The sequence below is a fragment of the Variovorax sp. GW821-FHT10B04 genome, assembly GCF_059415645.1.
Genome location: NZ_JBWKNQ010000009.1, coordinates 85,022 through 105,813 on the forward strand (window position 1 = coordinate 85,022; position 20,792 = coordinate 105,813).

Genomic DNA, 20,792 nt, shown 5'->3' on the forward strand with positions numbered 1-20,792 from the left:
GATTGTGCATGACATTCGACAAACGGTGAACTCGTCAAATGACTACAAAACTCAGACTTTCAACGTTTGCGAAACATCTGATGTAGTCTGGTGTTTACGGGTTATTTAACGAAAGCAAGCGCTAACATTCTGTTAATAACCCTTTACTACCATAGCGCACAAGCCGCACAGCGACTAGTTTGTTGCTCGATCTGATCCTTCACCTTCAATCCGATCGTGCCGCGACGTGTCGAGCCAGTCGGCCCATGCCTGGAGCATGGGCCGGCGCTCTCGCATGTATTCCGCGCGGTTGTAGGCCGCCCGCACCTTGTCCTCAGGTGAGTGCGCGAGCTGCCGCTCGATCGCATCCTTGCCGTATCCCTCCTCATTGGCCCAGGTCGACGCGATCGACCGCCATCCGTGACCTGTCATTTCCCCCTTGTAGCCCAGCCTGGAAATCAGTGCGAGGACCGTGTTTTCGCTGATCGGGCGATCGGGCCGATGATCTGACGGAAAGACGTAGTCGCTACCCGGCCGCCGGCGCGCCCGCATCGTGTCAATGATCGCGATCGCCTGGCGCGACAGCGGCACCACGTGATCCTTTTCGCGCTTCATGCGGTCGCCGCCGATCAGCCAGACGTCGCCGTCGATCTCGTCGAACGTCATCATGCGCAGCTCGTTTGTGCGCACCCAGGTGTAGGCGATTAGGCGGCAGGCCAGCACCGAGTTCAGGTCCTTCTCGAAAGAGAGCCGGCGGACGAACTCGTGCACCTGGTTGAGTTCGAGCGACGCATGCGGGACGACCTTGCGGTGAGCGAAGGCTTTCTTTGGGTCAATGAGCGCCGCAGGGTTGATCGTGGCCAGCTCCTGCTCGACCGCCCAGTCGAAGACCTGCGACACCCACATGCGGACTTTTCGGACGTATGACAGCAGGTCGGCCGCGTTCATGCGATTGAGCTCGGCCAGCAGCATGGAGCGATCGATGTCAGCCGTGGCCTTGGCCCCCAGCGCGGGCTTCAGGTGCAGCTCGAGCGCCCGCAGCGCGTTGGCCCTGTATCCTTCGGCGACGTCCTTGCGGCCGCCCCAGTAGGCCTCGCAGTCTTCCCAAAAAGTGGTCTTCGCCTTGTGCTTCTTCTTGGGCGAAACGCCAGTCAGCAGGCCCTTGCGGATCTTGTCGGTTTCAGCTCGAGCGTCGGCCAGGCTCAGCAGCGGGTAGGGCCCGAGCGACTTCGTCTGCTGCTTGCCGTCGACGCGGTAGGCCACACGCCAGGTCTTCGAGCCGGTCGGCGAGATGAACAGGTGCAGCCCATGGCCATCGAACAGCTTGCGCGCCGCCGGACCAGGCTTGGCTGATCTGCATTGATGGTCGGTAAGTGTGTTTGTAGGCATCGTGATTTCGATGCCGTCTCGTGCCTACATTCCTGCCTACCGATCAGCCGTGGTGAACGGTCTGTGAAAGTGGGGAATCGCCGGGAATTGCGGGCCTTAGAAACGGCTAAGGCCTTGATTTTGCGTTGGTTTCGGTGGGAAACAGGCAAAAAAATACCCCAATGCTTGGGGTATCTTGGAGGAGAGGGAGGGATTCGAACCCTCGGTACTATCGCTAGTACGCCTGATTTCGAGTCAGGTACATTCGACCACTCTGCCACCTCTCCGGTGTTTCTGTCGAGCCTCAGATTCTAGCATCGAATTTTCGGCCCGGACACAAAAATCTCAGGCGCGCAGAGCATCGAGACCGCCCAGGTACGGACGCAGCGCAACCGGCACGCGAATCGAGCTGTCCGCGTTCTGGTGGTTCTCCAGCACGGCGACCAGGGCGCGGCCGACCGCCAGGCCGGAGCCGTTCAGCGTATGCACGAGTTCGTTCTTGCCTTGTGCATTCTTGAAGCGCGCCTGCAGCCGCCGCGCCTGGAAGGCCTCGCAGTTCGAGACCGAGCTGATCTCCCGGTAGGTGTCCTGCGCCGGGAGCCAGACTTCCAGGTCGTAGGTCTTGCTCGATCCGAATCCCATGTCGCCGGTGCACAGCAGTACCACGCGGTAGGGCAGCTCCAGTGCCTGCAGAACGGCTTCCGCATGACCGGTCATGGCCTCGAGCGCTTCGTAGCTCTTCTCGGGATGGGTGATCTGCACCATCTCGACCTTGTCGAATTGATGCTGGCGGATCATGCCGCGCGTGTCGCGCCCGGCGCTGCCCGCTTCCGAACGGAAGCACGGCGTGTGCGCCGTGAGCTTGATCGGCAACTGCGACTCCGCGACCACCTCGTCACGCACGAAATTGGTCAGCGGCACTTCGCTGGTCGGGATCAGGTACAGCGCGGAATGATCGGGTGCCGGCTCGCCGTCCTGGCCGCCCTTCTTGGCAGCGAACAGATCGCCTTCGAACTTCGGCAGTTGCCCGGTAGCGCTGAGCGACGCGGCATTCACGATGTAAGGCACGTAGCACTCGGTATAGCCATGGCGCTCGGTCTGCGTGTCGACCATGAACTGCGCGAGCGCGCGGTGCAGCCGGGCGATCGGGCCCTTCATCACCGAGAAACGCGAGCCGGACAGCTTGGCGCCCATCTCGAAATCCAGCCCCAGCGGCGCGCCCAGGTCGACGTGGTCCTTCGGCGCAAAAGCCAGCGGCGTGGCGGATGCACCCGCACCGCCTTGCGGCGCCCAGCGGCGCATCTCGACGTTGCCATGCTCGTCCTCGCCGACCGGCACGCTCGCATGCGGCAGGTTGGGCACGGCGAGCAGCAGGGCCTGCAGTTCGGGCTGGATCGCCTCGAGGCGCGCGGACTGCGATTCCTGCTCCGCCTTCAGCGCATTGACCTCGGCCATCAGCGCCTGCACTTCACTCGCAGCCGATTCGCCCTTGGCCTTGAGCGGGCCGATCTGCTTGTTGAGCGTGTTGCGGCGCGCCTGCAGTTCCTCGGTGCGGGTCTGCAGCGTCTTGCGCTCAGCCTCCAGCGCCGAGAAGGCGTGCACGTCGAGATAAGGCTGGTTTTTCTTGCGCTTTTCGAGACCGGCAACGGCCGACGCCAGGTCTTTGCGGAGAAGGGTGATGTCTAGCATCCCCGGATTTTAGGTGGGCGCTCCGCAGCGCCCACCGCACCTTCATGAAAGTCCGGCCGGATCGAGGTTGGCGCCGCAGATGATCAGGCAGACCTGCTCACCCTCGCGCGGCCGCCAGGCGCCCGTCTGGAGCGCGGCGAGCGGCAAGGCCGCCGCGGCTTCCACCGCGAGCTTCATCTCCTTCCAGAGCCACAGCTGCGCCGCGCGGATCGCGTCGTCCGGCAGCAGCAGTGCGTCGCGCACGTGCCGCTGCGTGATGTCCCAGGCCAGCGCGCCGATGCGCCGTGCGCCGAGCGAATCCGCCGCCACGCCACCGACGTCCACGTCGACCGGCGCGCCGGCCTCGCGGGCGCGGAACAGCGTGGGCGCACGCTCCGGCTCCAGTGCAACCACGCGGCTGCGATCGCCGAACCAGCCCGCCAGCCCGCCGATCAATCCGCCGCCGCCGACGCTGACCAGCACCGAGTCGGGTAGCCCGCCTTGCCATTCGATCTCGCGGCCCAGCGTGCCGGCGCCGGCCACGACCTCGGGCTGGTCGTAGGCGTGCGTGAGCAGTGCGCCGGTGTCGCGCTGGCGCGTCATGCAGGCGGCGAGCGCATCGGCATAGACCTCGCCGACGACCGTCACTTCGGCGCCGAGTGCGCGCAGCTTGGCGCGCTTGGCCTCGGGTGACACGCCGGGCAGGAACACCTCGCAGCGAACGCCGAGCGCGCGTGCCGCCGCCGCAGTGGCAATGCCGGCATTGCCACCCGACGCCACGACGACGCCGCTGGCCGGAATCTCGTTGGCCAGCAGCCGGTTCATCATGCCGCGCGCCTTGAAGCTGCCGCCGACCTGCAGTTGCTCGAGCTTGAGCCAGATGCCGACGCCCGGCGCGAGACCGAGGCCGAACGCCGAAGGCGCGAGCTTCCAGAGCGGCGTTTCCCGCACGAAGCGCGTCGGGAGGCCGTCGAAACGCAGCGCGGCACGTTCGGCTTCGGCACGCCAATCCACCGCGCTCACGAGATGTGCCCCGGCAACGGTGCGTCGTCGAGCTTCAGTCCCTTCGGCAGCGGGAACTTGATGGTTTCCTCGATGCCGTCCATCTTGCGGACGGACACGGCACCCAGCGCCTTCACCCGATCGATCACCTCGCGCACCAGGATCTCCGGCGCCGATGCGCCAGCGGTCAGGCCGACGCGCGACTTGCCTTCGAACCATTCGGGCTTGAGTTCGTCGGCCGAATCGACCATGTAGCTTTCGGTGCCCAGGCGCTGCGCGAGTTCGCGCAGCCGGTTGCTGTTGGAGCTGGTCGGGCTGCCGACGACGATCAGGATGTCGACCTGCGGGCTCATGATCTTCACCGCGTCCTGCCGGTTCTGCGTCGCATAGCAGATGTCCTGCTGCTTCGGTTCCCGCACCTTGGGGAAGCGCGCGCGCACCGCGGCCGAGATCTCGGCCGCATCGTCGACCGACAGGGTGGTCTGCGTGACGACGGCCAGCTTGTCGGTCTGCCCCGGCTGCACATGCGCCACGTCGGCCACGTCCTCGACCAGGTGGATGCCGCTCGACAGCTGGCCCATCGTGCCTTCGACCTCTGGATGGCCCTTGTGGCCGATCATGATGAACTCGTAGCCTTCCTTGGCGAGCTTGGCGACCTCGACGTGCACCTTGGTCACGAGCGGGCAGGTCGCGTCGAACACGTCGAAGCCGCGCGCACGCGCCTCGGCCTGCACGGCCTTGCTCACGCCGTGCGCGCTGAACACCAGCGTGGCGCCGGGCGGCACATCGGACAGTTCCTCGATGAAGATCGCGCCCTTCGCCTTCAGTTCGTTCACGACGTAGGTGTTGTGGACGATCTCGTGGCGCACGTAGATCGGTGCGCCGAACTTGGCGATCGCGCGCTCGACGATCTCGATCGCGCGGTCGACACCCGCGCAGAAGCCGCGCGGCTCGGCGAGGATGACCTCCTGAATGCTCACAGCACCCCGATCAGCTGGACCTCGAAGGTCACCGGCTGGCCCGCGAGCGGGTGGTTGAAGTCGAACTGCACCGCCGTCTCGTTCGAGGCGATCACGGCGCCCGCGTAGCTGCCCATGCCGTCCGGCGTGGGGAACTGCACCACGTCGCCGACCGCGTAGCGCTCGTCCGGGTCGCCCATCTGCGCGAGCAGCTTGCGCGCCACCCATTGCTGCATCTCGGGATTGCGCTCGCCGAAGGCCTCGCCGGCCGGCAGCTCGAAGACGGTGCGTGTGCCCTCTTCCATGCCGATCAGCCGCTGCTCGACCGCGGGAGAGAGCTCGCCGGTTCCGAGCGACAGCGTGGCCGGCTTCTCGGCGAAGGTATTGATGATGTCGCCCGCAGGACCGGCAAGCCGGTAGTGCAGCGTGAGGAAGGAGCCGGCGGAAACGACGGCGGCGGTCGAAGGCAAAGACAAGATGGGTGTCCCGATAAACTGGGGGCTATTTTAGGGAGCAGGGCCACAGCCCGCCGTTGCAATGGCTTTCAAGGACATGCCGGCCGAAACGCGCCCGCGCGAAAAACTCATCTCGCGCGGCGCTGCGGCATTGGGCGACGCCGAACTGCTCGCCCTGCTGCTGCGCACCGGACTGCCCGGCAAGAACGTCCTGATGCTCGCCGACGAGGTGCTCGGCCACTTCGGCGGCCTCGCCGGCCTGCTGCGTGCCGGTGCGGAGGACCTGAAGCGCATCAAGGGTCTCGGTGGCACGGCCAAGCGGGCCCAATTGATCGCCGTGCTCGAACTCGCGCGCCGCGCGATGGCCGAGCGGCTGAAGGAGCGGACCGTCTTCGATTCGCCCGAAGCGGTCGGGCATTACCTGCAGTTGCACCTGGGCGCGCGGCCGTACGAGGTATTCGCGGTGCTGTTCCTGGACGCGCAGCACCGGCTCATCGTGCTGGAGGAACTCTTTCGCGGCACGCTGACACAGACCAGCGTGTACCCGCGTGAAGTGGTGGTTCGCGCGCTGCACCACCACGCGACCGCCGTGGTGCTGGCGCACAATCATCCGAGCGGCGGCGTGGAGCCGTCGCGTGCCGACGAGGCGCTCACGCACACATTGAAAGCCGCGCTGGCGCTGGTCGACGTGCGCGTGCTCGACCACGTGATCGTCGGCGCAGGACAGACGCTGTCGATGGCACAGCGAGGATTGATCTGATGGCAAGCAAGCCGACCGCACTCAAGACATTGGCCGACCTGAAGCAGGTGCAGCGCACGCTGGCCGAAACGCGCGAGCGCGAAGCCGCCGAGGCGGCGGCGCGCGCGGCCGCCGAACGCCGCCGCAACGCCGAGAAAGACCTGTTCAGCCGTGCGATCGGTGCCACGCAGCCGCTGCGCCGGCAGGCCCCCGTCACGCTGGCGCCCGAGCCGCCCGCCCCGATTCCGGTGCAGTTCCAGCTCGATGAGCAGCGCGTGCTGCGCGAGTCGCTGTCCGACGAGTTCGACGTGAGCACGCTGCTCGACGTGGACGACGCCATGAGTTTCCGCCGCCCCGGCATCGGCACCGACGTGACGCGCAAGCTGCGGGCGGGCGAATGGTCGATTCAGCGCCAGCTCGACCTGCACGGACTGCGCAGCGACGAAGCACGCGAACTGCTCGGCAGCTTCATCCGAACGGCGCACAAGCAGGGCATGCGCTGTGTGCGCGTGGTCCACGGCAAGGGCCTGGGCTCGCCGGGCAAGCAGCCGGTGCTGAAGACCAAGACGCAGCGCTGGCTGATCCAGAAGAACGAGGTGCTGGCCTTCGTGCAGGCCAAGCCGGCCGAAGGCGGCGCCGGCGCCTTGCTGGTGTTGCTGGCGCCGGTCGGGCGCTGAGGTCGAAACCGCAACGGGCCGGCGCTCAACCGCCGCGGTTGCGCATCCAGTCTGCGGTCTTGAAGAACGAGTCGCGCAGCCGCGCACGCAGGTCCTCGGGCACACCGGTCTCGCCCATCGCCTGGTCCATGCACGCCAGCCATTCGTCGCGCTCGCGGATGCCGATGCTGTGGCCGCCGATGCTCTGCGGCAGATGGCGTGCCCGCAGCATCGGATGGCCGAAACGGTCGGTGTAGTGCTGCGGCCCACCAAGCCAGCCGCACAGAAACCAGAACAGGCGCTGGCGCGCGTTGTCCAGCGTGCTGCCATGCACCGCGCGCAACTGCGCATAGGCGGGCTCGAGGTCCATCAGGTCGTAGAAGCGGTCGACCAATGCCTGCACCTTCGGTTCGCCACCGATCCATTCGAAGGGCGTGGCAGCTGCCGGTTTTTCCTGGATTTGCATGCCGCCATTGTCTCGCGAGGCCGGCTCACGCACATTCGACGGCCGAAACCTCCGCCCTTTCCGGTGCCTGTTCCGGTGCTGCGTCACGCAGGAAGGCGAGGATGACGAATGCGGTCGCCGCGGTCACGCCGGCCAGCACTTCCAGCAGCGTGGCAAAGGCGTGGCCGTAGGCTTGCAGCACGGCCCCGCGTTCCACACCGGGCAGCAAGGCCAGCACCTGGGACATGTCTCCCGTCGTCACGCGCTGCGCGGCAACGGCGGTGACGGCAGCCGCGCCCGGCAACTGCGCGAGCTGGCTGGCGACGAGCGCCGTCAGCCCGGCGCCGACCAGCGCCAGCGCAATGCCCTCGCCCGCGACACGGACCGTGTTGAAGATGCCGGACGCCATCCCGGCGCGCTCCCGCGGCACGACGCTGACGGCGAGGCCGTCCATCAGACCCCAGGGCAGCCCGATGCCGATGCCGATCGCCAGCAGCGGCCCCGCCATGCGCGCCAGCCCGCTGCCAGGAGCGCAGGTGCTCAGCCAGGCGAGCCCGGCGGCGCACACGAGCAGTCCGGCAGCGGAAATCCGTCCTGCGGAAAAGCGCCGCGCCAAGGCCGCCGCGACGCTCGGCATGACGAGGACCGGCGCCGACAACAGCAGCATGAAGCGCCCGGCCTCGAGCGCGTCGCGCCCCTCCAGCCCGATGAAGCGGATGGGCAGCAGCACCAGCAGCACGACGAAGCCGTAGGCCGGCGCGGCCGCCAGCAGCTGCACGCCGACGAAACGCGGGTAGCGGAACAGCGAGAGGTCCAGCATCGGCGCGCCACCCCGCCGCGCCACGCGGCGCTCGATGGCGACGAAGATGCATCCGGCCAAAGCCGCGGCGGCCAGCGCACCCAGCACCGCCGGGTGGGCCCAGCCGCTGTCGGGCGCCTGCAGCACGCCCATCGTCAGCAAACTCAGCGCAACGGTGAAGACCAGCATGCCGGACCAGTCCAGCCGGCCCGGCGTCGGCGCTCGCGATTCGGCCATCCAGCGCGCCCCGATGCCGAACGCCACCGCGCTGATGAGGCCGGGCGTCATCACGACGGCGCGCCAGCCCACCGCATCACTCAGCCAGCCGCTCAGCAGCGGCCCCAATGCCAGGCCGGCACCGAAGGACGTGCCGATGAAGCTGAAAGCCCGCGTGCGCGCCGGGCCCTGCACCACCTGCGCCAGCCCGGCGGTGCCGCCCGCAAAGGCAGCGGCGCAACCCAGCCCCTGGACGGCACGCAGCAGATCGAACGCCACGATGCCCTGCACGCACGCCAGTGCCAGCCCGCTCGCGATGACCAGCAGCAGTCCGCCGAGGAACAGCCGGCGCCGGCCATAGGCATCGGCCAGTGCGCCGGTGGCCATGAGCGTGCCGCCGAAACTCAGCATGAAGGCATTCGTCAACCAGTTGAGCTGGACCGGCGTACCGCCCAGCGCGGCCTGGATGACCGGCAGCGCGACCGCCGGCCCGGTGAAGCTGATGGGCATGGCCATCGCCGCCAGGCAGACGGCGACGAGCAGCCACTGGCGGGAGGCGTCGGAAGGGAGCGAGGGTGCGGAAGACATGGAGAACCTTGGAAACAACAGGCGAAAAAGATGAGTCGAAGATAGAAGCGCTCCAATCTGCACACAATCCCTGTTCAAGTCATCACACTGCCAACCTCAGGTTGGCAATCACCCCGCAAACACGACACACGACCATGGACAGCTTCAGCGGCCTCGAATCCTTCGTCCGTGCGGCGGACCTGTTGAACTTCGCGAGTGCCGGCCGCGCGCTCGGCATTTCGGCATCTGCCGTGGGCAAGAACGTCGCGCGGCTGGAGCAGCAACTGGGTTTGCGCCTCTTCCATCGGACGACACGCCAGGTCCGGCTGACGGAGGAAGGCGCGATGTTCCATGTGCGTTGCCGCCACATCCTGGAAGAGCTCGACGACGCACGGGCCATGATGCAGGCCAGCATCGCCGCGCCACGAGGGCGGCTTCGGATCAGCCTGCCGACCATCGGGTACCGCTTCCTGCTGCCGGTGCTGCCGGCCTTCCAGGCGCGCTATCCGGAGATCGCGCTGGATCTCGACTTCAACGACCGGCTGGTGGACGTGATCGAGGAAGGGTTCGACGTCGTCATCCGCAGCGGCGACCTCGGCGACTCCCGCCTCGTGGCGCGCCGGCTCGGCCCGTTCCGCTTTCTGCTCGCCGCGTCACCGGCCTACCTGGCACGGCATGGCACGCCGCAAACGCCCGCCGAACTCGCGCACCATGCCTGCCTGCGCTACCAGTTCGTCGACAGCGGCCGGCTGGAGGAATGGACCGTGCCCGGGCTGCCCGCGCAGTTGCCGACCACGCTCGCCTGCAACAACATGGAAGCCATGCTGGGCGCGACGGTCGCCGGCATGGGCGTGGCCTACATGCCGGACTTCCTGGCGCGCGACGCGCTGGCACGCGGCGACCTGCTGCGCGTGCTCGATGCGCATGTCACGCACCTGGGCCAGTTCTCGGCGCTGTGGCCGTCCAGCCGCCACCTCTCGCCCAAGGTGCGCGCCTTCGTGGATCACGCGGCGGCGCATCTCTTCCAGTGACGGCGGCGGCGACCGACTACTCCGCCGCGCGGCGCAGCGTGTCGACGACCGGCCGGCGCAACACGTCGCGCAGCCCCCACCAGCCGGCCGCCAGCGCCAGCACCGCGCCGGCCACAGCGCCCGCCAGCGGCACCAGCGGCGACGCGGTCCAGGCGAAGTCGAACACGTAGCGCGCCAGGCCCCAGCCGATGGCCGATGCCGCGATGCTCGCCAGGAAGCCGGCCAGCAGCCCGACGCCGACCAGTTCCGCACGCTGAACCTGCCGCAGCAGGCTGGCCCGCGCGCCGACCGCGCGCATCACCGCGAATTCGCGCGCCCGCTCCTCGCGCGTGGCCGTGACCGCGGCGAACAGCACGACGAGCCCCGCCGCGAGCGTGAAGCCGAACAGGAACTCGACCGCGCGGATCACCTGGTCGAGGATGCGCTGCACCTGGCCGATGGTCGCGCTCATGTCGACGTTGGTCACGTTCGGGTAGGCGCGCACCAGCGCGTTGTCGAAGCCCCTGGTGTCCGGCGCGCGGAAGGCGCCCATGTACGTCACCGGGACATCGGCCAGGTTGGCGACCGTGTACATGACGAAGAAGTTGGCGTGCAGCGAACCCCAGTCGACCTTGCGCAGCGACGTGATGCGCGCGTCGCTCGTGATGCCGCCGATGTCGAAGCGCAGGCGGTCGCCGAGCTTCAGCCCCAGCGTCTCGGCCAGGCCGTCCTCCACGCTGACCTCGCCCGCGGCGCCGGGCGTCCAGGCACCGGCCGTGATGGCGTTGTGCGCGGGTGCCTCGGTGCTGTTGCTCAGGTTGAACTCCCGATCGACCAGGCGCTTGGCACGGTCGTCGGCATAGTCGTCGGGCGTCACGGCCTTGTCGTTGACCGCGATCAGGCGACCCCGGATCATCGGATACCAGTCGAACTTGCCGACACCCGCGTCGCGCAGCGACTTCTGGAAGGCGTCACTCTGGTCCGGCATCACGTTGATGACGAAGCGGTTCGGCGCATCGGGCGGCGTGGCGCGGCGCCAGCTCGACACCAGGTCGGTGCGCAGCAGCACCAGCAGCACCAGCGCCAGCAGTCCGACCGCCAGCGCGCTGACCTGCACCACGGCATAGGCCGGCCGTGCCGAGATCTGCCGCGTCGCAAGCACCATCCAGCGCGGCGCCGTGCTCTCGTTGACGCTGCGCCGCAGCACCTTGACGGCGATCCAGCTCAGCAGCGCGAACACGGCCACCGCGACCGCGAAGCCGCCCACCGCGATCAGCCCGAGCTTCAGGTCGCTGCTGGCGGCCATCAGCAATGCGATGAAGCCGAGCGCGCCGATGCCCAGCACGGCGAGCGACGCGGGCTTGAGACCGCCGACGTCGCGCCGGATCACGCGCAGCGGCGGCACGCGCGCCAGTTGCAGCACCGGCGGCAGGCCGAAGGTGAAGAGCAGCGTGAGGCCCATGCCCAGGCCGAACGCGACGGGCCAGAGCGTCGGCGCCGGCAGCGCCGTTTCGACCAGCCCGGCCAGCAGCAGCACGAAGGCGTAGTGCACCGCGAATCCGATCGCCACGCCGAGCCCGCTCGCGACCAGTCCGATCACGGCGAACTCGAAGGCGTAGGCGCCGGCGATGGTGCGCTGGCTCTGGCCGAGCACGCGCAGCATGGCGCAGTCGTCGAGGTGGCTGGCCGCGAAACCGCGCGCGGCCAGCGCCACGGCGACAGCACTCAGCAGCGCGGCGAGCAGCGCGACCAGGTTCAGGAATTTCTCGGCGCGCTCCAGCGTCTGGCGCATCTCGGGCCGGCCGCTCTCGAAGGATTCGAGCTGCGCGCCGCGCATGTCGCCCTTCTTCAGCAACGCGTCGGCCCAGTCGGTGAAGGCCTTGACCGCGCGGTCCTCGCCCGCGACGGCGAAGCGGTAGCTGACGCGACTCGCGGGTTGCACGAGCGCCGTGCGCGCCACGTCGGCCTGGTTGAGCATCACGCGCGGCGAAAAGCTCATGAAGCCGCCGCCGCGGTCGGGCTCGATCACGATCACGCGCGCGATGCGCAGGCTGGCATCGCCCAGCAGCAGCGGGTCGCCGACCTTCAGGTCGAGCGCGTCGAGCAGCGAACCGTCGACCCAGACGTCGCCCGGCGCCGGGATGTCGCGCGTGGACTGGCCGGGCGCATCGGCGGCGGTCGCGGTCTCCAGGCTGCCGCGCAGCGGATACCCCACGGCGACCGCCTTCAGCGACACCAGCTTGGTCGCGCCGCCCTTGTCGTCGGGCGCGCGCGCCATCGTGGGGAAGCCGTAGTTGACCGTGGCGTCGAGCCCCAGCGTGCGGGCCTGCGCAATGAAGGCCTCGGGCGTCGGGTTGTCGCTGCGGATGACGGCATCGCCGCCAAGCAGTTGCCGCGCATCGCGCTGCAATCCGCCCTTGAGCCGGTCGGCGAAGAAGCCGACGGCGGTGAGCGCGGCCACCGCGAGCAGCACGGCCACGATCAAGAGTCGCAATTCGCCGGCGCGCAGATCGCGCCAGAGCGTGCGCCAGCCCAGGCGGAGGAAGGAAGCGTTCATCCGGCCACGATAGCCGAAGCGAATTCGGCTTCGGCCGCGCGGGGGATTCGGGCGCTCGCTGCAGGCGCGCTCAGCGCGGCGCGTCGCCCTTGCGGAACTCGGCGGTCAGCGCGTCGAGCTTCTGCTTGAGGTCGGCATCCAGCGTGTAGCTGGCGGCCGCCAGCGTGGCGTCGAGCTGCTCCGGCCGGCTCGCGCCGAGCAGCGGCGCGGTGATCTGCGGATTCGCCATGACCCAGGCGACGGCGAGCGTGGCCAGCGGCACGCCGGCCTGCTCGGCCAGCGCATGCAGCTGGCCGACGGCGGCGAAGCTGCGCTCGTTCCAGTAGCGGTCCTGGTACATCGACCCGGCGGTGCCGAGCGTGAAGCGGGTGTTCTCCTGCGGCTTCGAACCCGCGGCGTACTTGCCGGTCAGCAGCCCGCCCGCGAGCGGGTTGTACGGGATCACGCCCAGGCCTTCTTCCGCCGCCAGCGGCAGCAGCTCGCGCTCGATCTCGCGGAACAGCAGGCTGTAGCGCGGCTGCACCGACACGAAGCGCGTGAGGCGCAACAGCTCCGAGCGCCCCAGTGCGCGCGCCAGCCGGTAGGCCAGGAAGTTCGACACGCCGACGTAGCGCGCGCGGCCGGATTTCACGATGGTGTCGAGCGCTTCGATGCTCTCGTCCAGCGGCGTCTCGCGGTCGTCGCTGTGCAGCTGATACAGATCGACGTGGTCGACCTGCAGGCGCTTGAGCGACGCGTCGATCGCGTCCAGCAGATGCTTGCGCGACGCGCCCTGGTCCCAGGGGTTCGGCCCCATCTTGCCGACGGCCTTGGTCGCGACGATGAAGTCGCCGCGCCGGCTCGCGCCCTTGGCGCGCAGCCAGCGGCCGACGATCTCCTCGGTGCGGCCGGCCGTCGCCAGTCCGCCGCCGAGCGGGTAGACGTCGGCCACGTCGAGGAAGTTGATGCCGGCCTCGGTCGCCTTGTCGAGGATCGCGTGCGAGACGGATTCCTCGGTCTGCAGGCCGAAGGTCATGGTGCCGAGCGCGAGTCGCGACACGGTGAGGCCGGTGCGGCCGAGACGGGTGGTTGGAATGCTCATGCGGCTGTCCTTGCGTTGGCTGATCGACGAATTCGTCGGCGGATTGGCGGATCGGGGGCCAGTTTAGACATCGCGGGCGAAGCCTGCAGGGGGTGTGGGCTGCCTGCGGATCGGCGACGAAGGTGGCACCTCTCCGCTCGCGGTCAGCTCACTCGTAGTGGCTCCACATGCGAAGAACGCGCACGATGCGCTCCTTCTTGAAGACTTCGTAGACGAGCCGATGCTGGATGTTGATTCGCCGGGAATAGGTTCCGTCGAGATCGCCGACGAGCTTTTCGTAAGGCGGGGGGGTCTGAAAGGGATCGATCGCCAGAACGCCGAGGAGCACCTGGGCCTTGGCCTTCAGGCCGGCGGCCGCGAGCTTGCCGGCATCCTTGACGGCGTGCTTCGCATAGACGACGTCCCACGTCACCAGTCGAGGTCCTTGGCGCTCTTGTCCAACGGCTCGGTCCTGCCCTCCTTGATGGACTCGCGCATGCCGGGGACCGACAGGAGATACAGGGTTTCCTGGATGGCCTGCCAGTCATCTGCGGACACGAGAACCGCGCTGCTGCGCTTTCCCGAGATCAGGATGGGCTGGTGCGATTCGCTTGCCTGATCGATCAAGCGGTAGAGACTGGCGCGCGCTTCACTTGCGGTGATCGGCTGGGTCATTGAACTCTCCTCAAGAGCGGGAAGCGTACGAAAATACGTACCGTCTGTCAACGCGACAAGATCTCGCTTTCCATGCACTCTGCGTCATCTGGAGCCGTCACCGGACACGCAGGTCCGACAGGCGATCTGCATGATCAGGGCATCGAGGCGTTGGCCGATACCGTGAGCGCACCCTCACCCGGCAGCATCAGCCCGTCCGCATACAGCACCCCGCGCGGCGCGCGGCACAGCCCCCAGAAGCGCACGCCGCTGAGTTCGGCCATGCGCACGCCCATCGCGGTCGGTGCCGAAATCGTCGCCATCGCGGCGATGCCGAGTCGCGCGCACTTGCGCACCAGCTCATGGCTGCCTCGGCTGGACATCAGCACGAAGCCGGGTTCGCCGAGCCGCCCGGCACGCGCCAGCCGGCCGAGCAGTTTGTCGAGCGCGTTGTGGCGGCCGACGTCTTCCATCAGGTCGGTGATGTCGCCTTCGACCGTGGCCCAGGCCGCGGCGTGGATGGCGCCGGCCTCGGCATTGAGCACCTGGCGCGCCGGCATGGCGGCAAAGGCGCGCAGCACGGTCGGCAGGTCGACGCGCTCGATCCAGTCGCGCGGCGGCACGCGCTGCGGCGACAGGTCGAGCCCGGCGAAGCTCTCGACGCCGCAGACGCCGCAGCCGGTGCGCCCGGCCAGGCTGCGTCGCCGGTCCTTGAGCCGCTCGAAGCTGCGCGTGGAAATCTCCAGCTGCACCTCGATGCCGGGCATGCCGTCGGGCAGGCCGGCATCGATCGCATCGATCGCCTGCACATCGATGCCACGGCAATCGGCCGCGCTGTCGAGAATGCCCTCGCTGAGCGCGAAGCCCAGTGCGAAGTCATCGAGATCCTGCGGCGTCGCCATCATCACGGCATGCGAGACGCCGTTGAACACCAGCGCGACCGGCACTTCGGCGGCCAGCGTGTCGCCGCGCACCACGCCTTCAGGGCCGAGGCCGCGCTCACCGAACACGTGCACGTCATGGCGCGCCAGCGGCGGCAGTGTCGGTGGACCGGCGTCTTCGCGGGTGGCTTGCGGCATGGTCCGCATTGTCGGCTCAGCCGGTGCGCGCGTCTTCCGGCGCGGGTGGCAAGTCCGCGACCACAGCACGCCCGGCCTCGGTGATGTGCGCGACCCAGCGCTCGTCCAGCTGCACCACGCGCACCCAGCCCGGGCCTCGAACGCCGCCGATGGCCGCGTCGCCCATGCGCGTGAGCTGCCGCATGACCACGCTGGCGCCCTGCCCGAGCCGCTTGCCCAGGCGCGGCAGCGACATGCCGCCTTCGGGCGATGCCTCGGCCAGTGCGAGGAGGATCGCGACGGAGAACGCGTCGAGATCGGCGTCCGGCGTCATGCCGAGAGGGTTGCCGGTGCGGCCGCGGTCGATGCGGCGGCTGCCGGGCTCGGCGTCAGCACCACCGGGATCGACTTGGAGGCCGGCGTGCCCGCATTCAACGCCACCGACGACAGCGGCACCAGCGGATTGGTCTCCGGGTAATAGGCCGCGAGATTGCCGCGCGGGATGTCGTACGCCACCAGCTTGAAGCGGTCGGCACGGCGCTGCTGGCCGTCGTCCCAGACGGTCTGCAGGTCGACCCAGTCGCCGTCCTTCATGCCGAGCGCCTTGATGTCGGCCCGGTTGATGAACACCACGCGACGCTGGCCGAACACACCGCGATAGCGGTCGTCGTGGCCGTAGATCGTCGTGTTGTACTGGTCGTGCGAGCGCGTGGTGATCAGCGTGAAGACGATCGTGTCGCCCTTGCCCGCGAAGCGCGCGCGCGCCTTGTGCGAGGGCGTGTCGACCGGCACCGCGTGGACGTAGAAGCCGGCCTTCTTCGACGCGGTCGCCCAGACTCGTTCGCTCGCCGTGTTGCGCAGGCGGAAGCCGCCCGGCGTGGCGACGCGCAGGTTGAAGTTCTGGAAGTCGTCGAACACCGCTTCGATCTTGTCGCGGATGCGGCTGTAGTCCTCGATCAGCCAGAGCCACGGCGTGCTGCTGCGGTGGCCGATGGTGGCTGCCGCGAGCCGCGCGACGATGGCCGGCTCCGACAGCAAATACGGCGATGCCGGCGGGTTGATGCCCGACGAGATGTGCACCATGCTCATCGAGTCCTCGACCGTCACGCCCTGCGGGCCGCCGGCCTGCACGTCGATCTCGGTGCGGCCCAGGCACGGCAGGATCAGCGCCTCGCGGCCATGCACCACGTGGCTGCGGTTGAGCTTGGTGGTGACGTGCACGGTCAGCGCGCATTGGCGCAGCGCCTTCCAGGTCTCGTAGGTGTCGGGCGTGGCGGCGGCGAAGTTGCCGCCCAGCGCGAAGAAGACGCGGCCCTTGCCGTCGAGCATCGCCTGGATCGATTCGACCGTGTCCCAGCCGTGGGCACGCGGCGGCTCGAAGCCGAACACCTGGCCCAGCCGGTCGAGCAGCGCCGCCGGGGGCTTCTCCCAGATGCCCATGGTGCGGTCGCCCTGCACGTTGCTGTGGCCGCGCACCGGGCACGGGCCGGCGCCCGGGCGTCCGATGTTGCCGCGCATCATGAGCAGGTTGACCAGCATCTGGATGGTCGCGACCGAATCGCGATGCTGCGTGATGCCCATGCCCCAGCAGAGGATGGTGCGCTCGGCGGCGCAGTACACGTCGCCGGCCGCGCGGATCTGCGCCTCGCTCAGGCCCGACTCCTCCACCAGCACGGCCCACGACTCTCGCCGCAGGTCGTCGGCCATCGCCTCGAAGCCGCTGGTGTGCTCGGCGATGAAGTTGAAGTCGATCAGCCGCTCGCCCGCGTCCTCGCGTTCGAGCAGGTGCTTCATCATTCCCTTGACCGCCGCGAAGTCGCCGCCCACACGCAGCTGGTAGTAGTGCGTGCTGATCTCGGTGGAGCTCAGCGTGGCCATCTCCAGCTTGTCCTGCGGATCGGCGAAGCGTTCCAGGCCACGCTCGCGCAGCGGGTTGAAGCTCACGATCTTCGCGCCGCGCTTGTGCGCCGCACGCAGCTCGCCCAGCATGCGCGGATGGTTGGTGCCGGGGTTCTGGCCGAAGATGAAGATCGCGTCCGCCAGCTCGAAGTCGTGCAGCGTGACCGTGCCCTTGCCGACGCCGATCTGCGGCCGCATGCCGCTGCCGCTCGGCTCGTGGCACATGTTCGAGCAGTCGGGGAAGTTGTTGGTGCCGTACTCGCGCACGAACAGCTGGTAGAGAAAGGCCGCCTCGTTGCTCGCGCGGCCCGAGGTGTAGAAGATCGCCTGGTTCGGGTCGGGCAGCGCGTTAAGGTGGGCGGCGACCAGCGCGAAGGCATCGTCCCAGTCGATCGGCACGTACCTGTCGCTGGCTGCGTCATAGACCATCGGATGCGTGAGCCGGCCCTGGTCCTCGAGCCAGAAGTCGCTCTTCTGCGCCAGCTCGGCCACCGTGTGCGCGGCAAACAGCTCGGGGCCGGCGCGGCGCGCGGTCGCCTCGGCCGCGACGGCCTTGGCGCCGTTCTCGCAGAACTCGAAGGTCGACGCATGGTTGCGGTCGGGCCAGGCGCAGCCCGGGCAGTCGAAGCCGTCGGCCTGGTTGGCCGACAGCAGCGTCTTGGCGCCCTTGACCGGAATGTCCTGCCGCAGCAGCGCCTGCGTCACGCTGCGCAACGCGCCCCAGCCACCGGCCGGGCCCTTGTAGAACGCGATCTTCTCTTCTTGCATCGGGTCCGATCAGTTGAAGAACTTGGCGGCGCTCACCAGCGTCTTGTAGACGCCCCATGCGAGCGGAATGCCGACCGCCGCCCAGGCCAGCACCACCGTCACCGGGCTCACCGTGTCGGCGCGGTTCGAGCCGCTGCCGACCTCGGAAGCGGCGGCCTTCTCGTGTGCCAGCTTCTTCTCGATGGCCAGTTCGGCGTCGCTCATGAAATGCCTGTCGGCCAGCGGCCGCACCAGCAGATTGGCGATGAAGCCGATCACCAGCATGCCCACCAGGATGTACATGGTCTGGTTGTAGACCTGTTCGCGCGGGATGCCCAGGCCGAGCTGGTATTCGCGCATGTAGTTGACGACCACCGGCCCGAGGATGCCGGCCGTGGCCCAGGCCGTGAGCAGCCGGCCGTGGATGGCGCCGACCATCTGCGTGCCGAACAGGTCGGCCAGGTAGGCCGGAATGGTCGCGAAGCCGCCGCCGTACATCGACAGGATGATGCAGAAGGCGCCCACGAACATCAGCTTGCTGCCCGCACCGGCCGACGACGGGATGCTGGCGTACAGCAGGCCGCCGAGCACGAAGAAGACGAAGTAGGTCATCTTGCGGCCGAGCTTGTCGGACAGGCTGGCCCAGAAGAAGCGGCCACCGATGTTGAACAGGCTCAGCAGCGCGGTGAAGCCGCCCGCGACGGCCGCGATCGCGCCCAGCTGGGTCTTGTCGAGTTCGCCGAACTTCTGCGTGACACCGATCAGCGCGCCGCCGAAGACTTCCTGCAGCATCGGCGAGGACATGCCGATCACGCCGATGCCCGCGCTCACGTTCATGCACAGCACCAGCCACAGCAGCCAGAACTGCGGAATGCCCCAGACCTTCTTCACGTGAACGTGGCGCTGCGTGATCATCGCGTTGGCGCTGGGCGGCGGTGGTGTCCAGCCGGCCGGCTTCCAGCCCGTCGCGGGCACGCGGTAGCCGAGCGCGCCGGCCATCATGAAGACGAAGTAGACGATGGCCATCACCACGAAGGTCTGCAGCACGCCGGCACTGGTCGGTGTGGCGAAGGCCTTCATCAGCTCGACTGCCAGCGGCGAGCCGATCATCGCGCCGCCGCCGAAGCCCATGATGGCCATGCCGGTCGCCATGCCGCGGCGGTCGGGGAACCACTTGATCAGCGTCGACACCGGCGAGATGTAGCCCAGGCCGAGGCCGATGCCACCGATCACGCCGGAGCCGAGGATCATCAGCCAGAACTGGTGCAGGTAGATGCCGAGCGCCGACAGCAGCATGCCGCCGCACCAGCACAGCGCGCTGACCACACCGGCCTTGCGCGGGCCGACGCGTTCCAGCCAGCCGCCCCAGATCGCTGCGGAGCAACCCAGGAACACGAAGAAGAGCGTGTACATCCAGCCCAGCGTGGCGATGCGCCAGTCGCAGCCGGTGGCGAACAGCTCGGCGAAGAAGCTCATGTCCTTGGCGCAGGCCTGGGCACCGGTGCCGGCCGTGGCCAGCATCTTCGACAGCGGCAGCCAGAACACCGAGAAGCCATAGGCCATGCCGATGCACAGGTGGATCGCCAGCGCGGCCGGCGGCACCAGCCAGCGGTTGAAGCCGGCGCCGGCAATGATCCGTTCCTTCTCGAGCCATCCGGGAGAGGAACCGGCGCCAACGGGCGCATCGGGAAGTGCGGTGGAAGCGGGACCGGCCATATGTCTCCTCGTATGTCGTTGATCCGAATCAAGGCATTGCGCTGCGCAAGGCGGCCGGAGTCTAGGCCGGGCGCGAATGGCCGGCCAATTGCATTCGCACATGGGGCGATTCGCAAAAGAAATGAAAAGCGGGCGCCGAATGCGGCACTGCCCGGCGCCGTCGGACGCAGCCAGGCGACGGCAGGCGGCCTTCAGGCCTCGCCGGGGTCGGCGGGGACGGATGCGGCAGGCGGTGCGAGATCGGTCGGCAGCGCCAATTGAGCCAGCCATTCGTCGCTCTGCATCAGCGCGACCGCCGCCTGCAGCGCGCGCGAGATGCGGTCGCTCGCGTGCGTCATGAAGCCCAGCGGCGTCTGCAGCAGCGGCTCGACCAGCGGCCGCGCCTCGAAGGACGCGTCGTGCCGCAGCAGCTCCAGCGCCGCACCCGGCAACACGCTGGCCAGCGCGCCGGCCCCCACGCTGCGTGCCAGCGTGTGGATCGAGTTGGTTTCCATGGCCGGCACGACGATCTGGCCAGCCGCCTCGAAAGCCTGATCGATGATGGCCCGGTTGTGCATGTCCGGTGTCATCAGGCACAGCGGCAGGCCGGCGGCTTCGGCCCAGCGCACCGGCGGCCCGAGGCGCCAGCCGGTATCGACGCCCGGCGCGGAGGTGCGCTGCACCAGGTAGTAGTGCTCGGTGCACTGCGGCCAGACGGCAAGGCTCACGTTGCGCACGCGGGTGCGGTCGGTGTAGCCGAGCGCCAGGTCGAGCGACATGCTGTCGAGCGCGGTCTCGATCTCCAGCGAGCTCAGCGAGATCACGGTCGGGGCGATGCCCGGATGCCGCATCTGCAGCGCGATGGAGAAGCGCGACAGGATCGGCATCGCGGTCGGCACGGCGGCGAGACGCAGGCGCCCGGTCGGCTGCGCCGACTCGCTGTCGAGGCGTTCGCGCAGCAGTTCCTGCTCGCGCAGCATGCGCTGCGCGGTCGCGAGCACGGCCTCGCCCTCGCTGGTCAGCCCGGCGAAGGTGCGCCCGCGCTTCACGATCAGCACGCCGAACTCGCCCTCGAGCGCGCGCAGCGCGTTCGACAGTGCGGGCTGCGTGATGTGGCACGCCAGCGCCGCGCGGCCGAAGTGCCGATGCTCGTTCAGCGCCACCAGGTAGCGCATCGACGTGAGGACGTTCAACCCCGCCGCTCCGGCGCGACGGGACTGCGGCCGCAACGGCCGGCGATGCGCAAGGCGGCCGCCATC

Annotated in this window: 19 protein-coding genes and 1 tRNA gene; 3 read left to right on the top strand and 17 right to left on the bottom strand. The window is 68.5% G+C overall.

The window, feature by feature from the left end:
• Nucleotides 1–174: 174 nt before the first annotated feature.
• The 6 genes from AC07PZ_RS21550 to AC07PZ_RS21575 form a co-directional block, all read right to left on the bottom strand.
• Complete coding sequence (locus AC07PZ_RS21550) at nucleotides 175–1,368, bottom strand: tyrosine-type recombinase/integrase (protein ID WP_495297188.1); 1,194 nt, start codon at nucleotides 1,366–1,368, stop codon at nucleotides 175–177.
• Between the two features lie 176 nt (nucleotides 1,369–1,544).
• Nucleotides 1,545–1,634: transfer RNA gene (locus AC07PZ_RS21555), tRNA-Ser, on the bottom strand.
• 58 nt (nucleotides 1,635–1,692) lie between these two features.
• Nucleotides 1,693–3,036 (bottom strand): serine--tRNA ligase, encoded by a 1,344-nt coding sequence (serS, locus tag AC07PZ_RS21560; RefSeq protein ID WP_495297189.1) that lies wholly within the window; start codon nucleotides 3,034–3,036, stop codon nucleotides 1,693–1,695.
• 42 nt (nucleotides 3,037–3,078) lie between these two features.
• Nucleotides 3,079–4,029: a threonine/serine dehydratase gene (locus AC07PZ_RS21565; RefSeq protein WP_495297378.1), complete on the bottom strand. Its 951-nt coding sequence runs from the start codon at nucleotides 4,027–4,029 to the stop codon at nucleotides 3,079–3,081.
• A gap of 5 nt (nucleotides 4,030–4,034) precedes the next feature.
• The gene (gene ispH, locus AC07PZ_RS21570) at nucleotides 4,035–4,997 is read right to left on the bottom strand and encodes a 4-hydroxy-3-methylbut-2-enyl diphosphate reductase (RefSeq protein WP_495297190.1); all 963 of its coding nucleotides are present in this window, start codon (nucleotides 4,995–4,997) and stop codon (nucleotides 4,035–4,037) included.
• Nucleotides 4,994–5,446 carry an FKBP-type peptidyl-prolyl cis-trans isomerase gene (locus AC07PZ_RS21575; protein WP_495297379.1) on the bottom strand — a complete coding sequence of 151 codons (453 nt, stop codon included), beginning with the start codon at nucleotides 5,444–5,446 and terminating at the stop codon, nucleotides 4,994–4,996. Before AC07PZ_RS21575 ends, ispH begins: the two co-directional genes overlap by 4 nt.
• Nucleotides 5,447–5,513: 67 nt before the next feature.
• On the opposite strand from AC07PZ_RS21575, the gene radC reads away from it, so the two are divergent.
• Nucleotides 5,514–6,191: a RadC family protein gene (gene radC / locus AC07PZ_RS21580; protein WP_495297191.1), complete on the top strand. Its 678-nt coding sequence runs from the start codon at nucleotides 5,514–5,516 to the stop codon at nucleotides 6,189–6,191.
• The gene (locus AC07PZ_RS21585) at nucleotides 6,191–6,847 is read left to right on the top strand and encodes a Smr/MutS family protein (protein ID WP_495297192.1); all 657 of its coding nucleotides are present in this window, start codon (nucleotides 6,191–6,193) and stop codon (nucleotides 6,845–6,847) included. The genes radC and AC07PZ_RS21585 overlap by 1 nt, the downstream gene beginning before the upstream one ends.
• 25 nt (nucleotides 6,848–6,872) lie before the next feature.
• Here the strand turns inward: AC07PZ_RS21585 and AC07PZ_RS21590 are convergent, their stop codons facing one another.
• Both AC07PZ_RS21590 and AC07PZ_RS21595 read right to left on the bottom strand, forming a co-directional pair.
• Nucleotides 6,873–7,292: a group II truncated hemoglobin gene (locus AC07PZ_RS21590; protein ID WP_495297193.1), complete on the bottom strand. Its 420-nt coding sequence runs from the start codon at nucleotides 7,290–7,292 to the stop codon at nucleotides 6,873–6,875.
• 25 nt (nucleotides 7,293–7,317) lie between these two features.
• Nucleotides 7,318–8,874 carry an MFS transporter gene (locus AC07PZ_RS21595; protein WP_495297194.1) on the bottom strand — a complete coding sequence of 519 codons (1,557 nt, stop codon included), beginning with the start codon at nucleotides 8,872–8,874 and terminating at the stop codon, nucleotides 7,318–7,320.
• Between the two features lie 134 nt (nucleotides 8,875–9,008).
• Here AC07PZ_RS21595 and AC07PZ_RS21600 point away from each other — a divergent pair, with 134 nt between their 5' ends.
• Complete coding sequence (locus AC07PZ_RS21600) at nucleotides 9,009–9,884, top strand: LysR family transcriptional regulator (RefSeq protein WP_495297195.1); 876 nt, start codon at nucleotides 9,009–9,011, stop codon at nucleotides 9,882–9,884.
• Between the two features lie 16 nt (nucleotides 9,885–9,900).
• On the opposite strand, the gene AC07PZ_RS21605 is transcribed toward AC07PZ_RS21600, so the two are convergent.
• The 9 genes from AC07PZ_RS21605 to AC07PZ_RS21645 all read right to left on the bottom strand — a co-directional run bounded on the left by AC07PZ_RS21605 (nucleotide 9,901) and on the right by AC07PZ_RS21645 (nucleotide 20,726).
• Nucleotides 9,901–12,420 carry an ABC transporter permease gene (locus AC07PZ_RS21605; RefSeq protein WP_495297196.1) on the bottom strand — a complete coding sequence of 840 codons (2,520 nt, stop codon included), beginning with the start codon at nucleotides 12,418–12,420 and terminating at the stop codon, nucleotides 9,901–9,903.
• Between the two features lie 70 nt (nucleotides 12,421–12,490).
• Nucleotides 12,491–13,501 carry an aldo/keto reductase gene (locus AC07PZ_RS21610; RefSeq protein ID WP_495297197.1) on the bottom strand — a complete coding sequence of 337 codons (1,011 nt, stop codon included), beginning with the start codon at nucleotides 13,499–13,501 and terminating at the stop codon, nucleotides 12,491–12,493.
• A gap of 148 nt (nucleotides 13,502–13,649) precedes the next feature.
• Nucleotides 13,650–13,913 carry a Txe/YoeB family addiction module toxin gene (locus AC07PZ_RS21615; protein WP_495297198.1) on the bottom strand — a complete coding sequence of 88 codons (264 nt, stop codon included), beginning with the start codon at nucleotides 13,911–13,913 and terminating at the stop codon, nucleotides 13,650–13,652.
• Nucleotides 13,910–14,155 (bottom strand): type II toxin-antitoxin system Phd/YefM family antitoxin, encoded by a 246-nt coding sequence (locus tag AC07PZ_RS21620; RefSeq protein WP_495297199.1) that lies wholly within the window; start codon nucleotides 14,153–14,155, stop codon nucleotides 13,910–13,912. The genes AC07PZ_RS21615 and AC07PZ_RS21620 overlap by 4 nt, the downstream gene beginning before the upstream one ends.
• 134 nt (nucleotides 14,156–14,289) lie before the next feature.
• Nucleotides 14,290–15,213: a formate dehydrogenase accessory sulfurtransferase FdhD gene (gene fdhD / locus AC07PZ_RS21625; protein WP_495297200.1), complete on the bottom strand. Its 924-nt coding sequence runs from the start codon at nucleotides 15,211–15,213 to the stop codon at nucleotides 14,290–14,292.
• 16 nt (nucleotides 15,214–15,229) lie between these two features.
• Nucleotides 15,230–15,526: a winged helix DNA-binding protein gene (locus tag AC07PZ_RS21630; RefSeq protein WP_495297201.1), complete on the bottom strand. Its 297-nt coding sequence runs from the start codon at nucleotides 15,524–15,526 to the stop codon at nucleotides 15,230–15,232.
• On the bottom strand, nucleotides 15,523–17,859 hold the full coding sequence (locus tag AC07PZ_RS21635; protein WP_495297202.1) for an FdhF/YdeP family oxidoreductase: 2,337 nt from the start codon (nucleotides 17,857–17,859) through the stop codon (nucleotides 15,523–15,525). The genes AC07PZ_RS21630 and AC07PZ_RS21635 overlap by 4 nt, the downstream gene beginning before the upstream one ends.
• Nucleotides 17,860–17,868: 9 nt before the next feature.
• Nucleotides 17,869–19,554, bottom strand: coding sequence for an OFA family MFS transporter (locus tag AC07PZ_RS21640; RefSeq protein WP_495297203.1), 1,686 nt, complete (start codon nucleotides 19,552–19,554; stop codon nucleotides 17,869–17,871).
• Between the two features lie 191 nt (nucleotides 19,555–19,745).
• Nucleotides 19,746–20,726, bottom strand: a complete 981-nt coding sequence (locus tag AC07PZ_RS21645) for a LysR family transcriptional regulator (protein ID WP_495297204.1) — start codon at nucleotides 20,724–20,726, stop codon at nucleotides 19,746–19,748.
• Nucleotides 20,727–20,792 lie beyond the last annotated feature (66 nt).

What these genes read in the sequence shown, in the direction of transcription:
- AC07PZ_RS21550 (WP_495297188.1), bottom strand. Translation starts at nt 1,368, where the DNA reads ATGCCTACAAACACACTTACCGACCATCAATGCAGATCAGCCAAGCCT.
- serS (WP_495297189.1), bottom strand. Translation starts at nt 3,036, where the DNA reads ATGCTAGACATCACCCTTCTCCGCAAAGACCTGGCGTCGGCCGTTGCC.
- radC (WP_495297191.1), top strand. Translation starts at nt 5,514, where the DNA reads ATGGCTTTCAAGGACATGCCGGCCGAAACGCGCCCGCGCGAAAAACTC.
- AC07PZ_RS21585 (WP_495297192.1), top strand. Translation starts at nt 6,191, where the DNA reads ATGGCAAGCAAGCCGACCGCACTCAAGACATTGGCCGACCTGAAGCAG.
- AC07PZ_RS21590 (WP_495297193.1), bottom strand. Translation starts at nt 7,292, where the DNA reads ATGCAAATCCAGGAAAAACCGGCAGCTGCCACGCCCTTCGAATGGATC.
- AC07PZ_RS21595 (WP_495297194.1), bottom strand. Translation starts at nt 8,874, where the DNA reads ATGTCTTCCGCACCCTCGCTCCCTTCCGACGCCTCCCGCCAGTGGCTG.
- AC07PZ_RS21600 (WP_495297195.1), top strand. Translation starts at nt 9,009, where the DNA reads ATGGACAGCTTCAGCGGCCTCGAATCCTTCGTCCGTGCGGCGGACCTG.
- AC07PZ_RS21605 (WP_495297196.1), bottom strand. Translation starts at nt 12,420, where the DNA reads ATGAACGCTTCCTTCCTCCGCCTGGGCTGGCGCACGCTCTGGCGCGAT.
- AC07PZ_RS21610 (WP_495297197.1), bottom strand. Translation starts at nt 13,501, where the DNA reads ATGAGCATTCCAACCACCCGTCTCGGCCGCACCGGCCTCACCGTGTCG.
- AC07PZ_RS21620 (WP_495297199.1), bottom strand. Translation starts at nt 14,155, where the DNA reads ATGACCCAGCCGATCACCGCAAGTGAAGCGCGCGCCAGTCTCTACCGC.
- fdhD (WP_495297200.1), bottom strand. Translation starts at nt 15,213, where the DNA reads ATGCCGCAAGCCACCCGCGAAGACGCCGGTCCACCGACACTGCCGCCG.
- AC07PZ_RS21630 (WP_495297201.1), bottom strand. Translation starts at nt 15,526, where the DNA reads ATGACGCCGGACGCCGATCTCGACGCGTTCTCCGTCGCGATCCTCCTC.
- AC07PZ_RS21635 (WP_495297202.1), bottom strand. Translation starts at nt 17,859, where the DNA reads ATGCAAGAAGAGAAGATCGCGTTCTACAAGGGCCCGGCCGGTGGCTGG.
- AC07PZ_RS21640 (WP_495297203.1), bottom strand. Translation starts at nt 19,554, where the DNA reads ATGGCCGGTCCCGCTTCCACCGCACTTCCCGATGCGCCCGTTGGCGCC.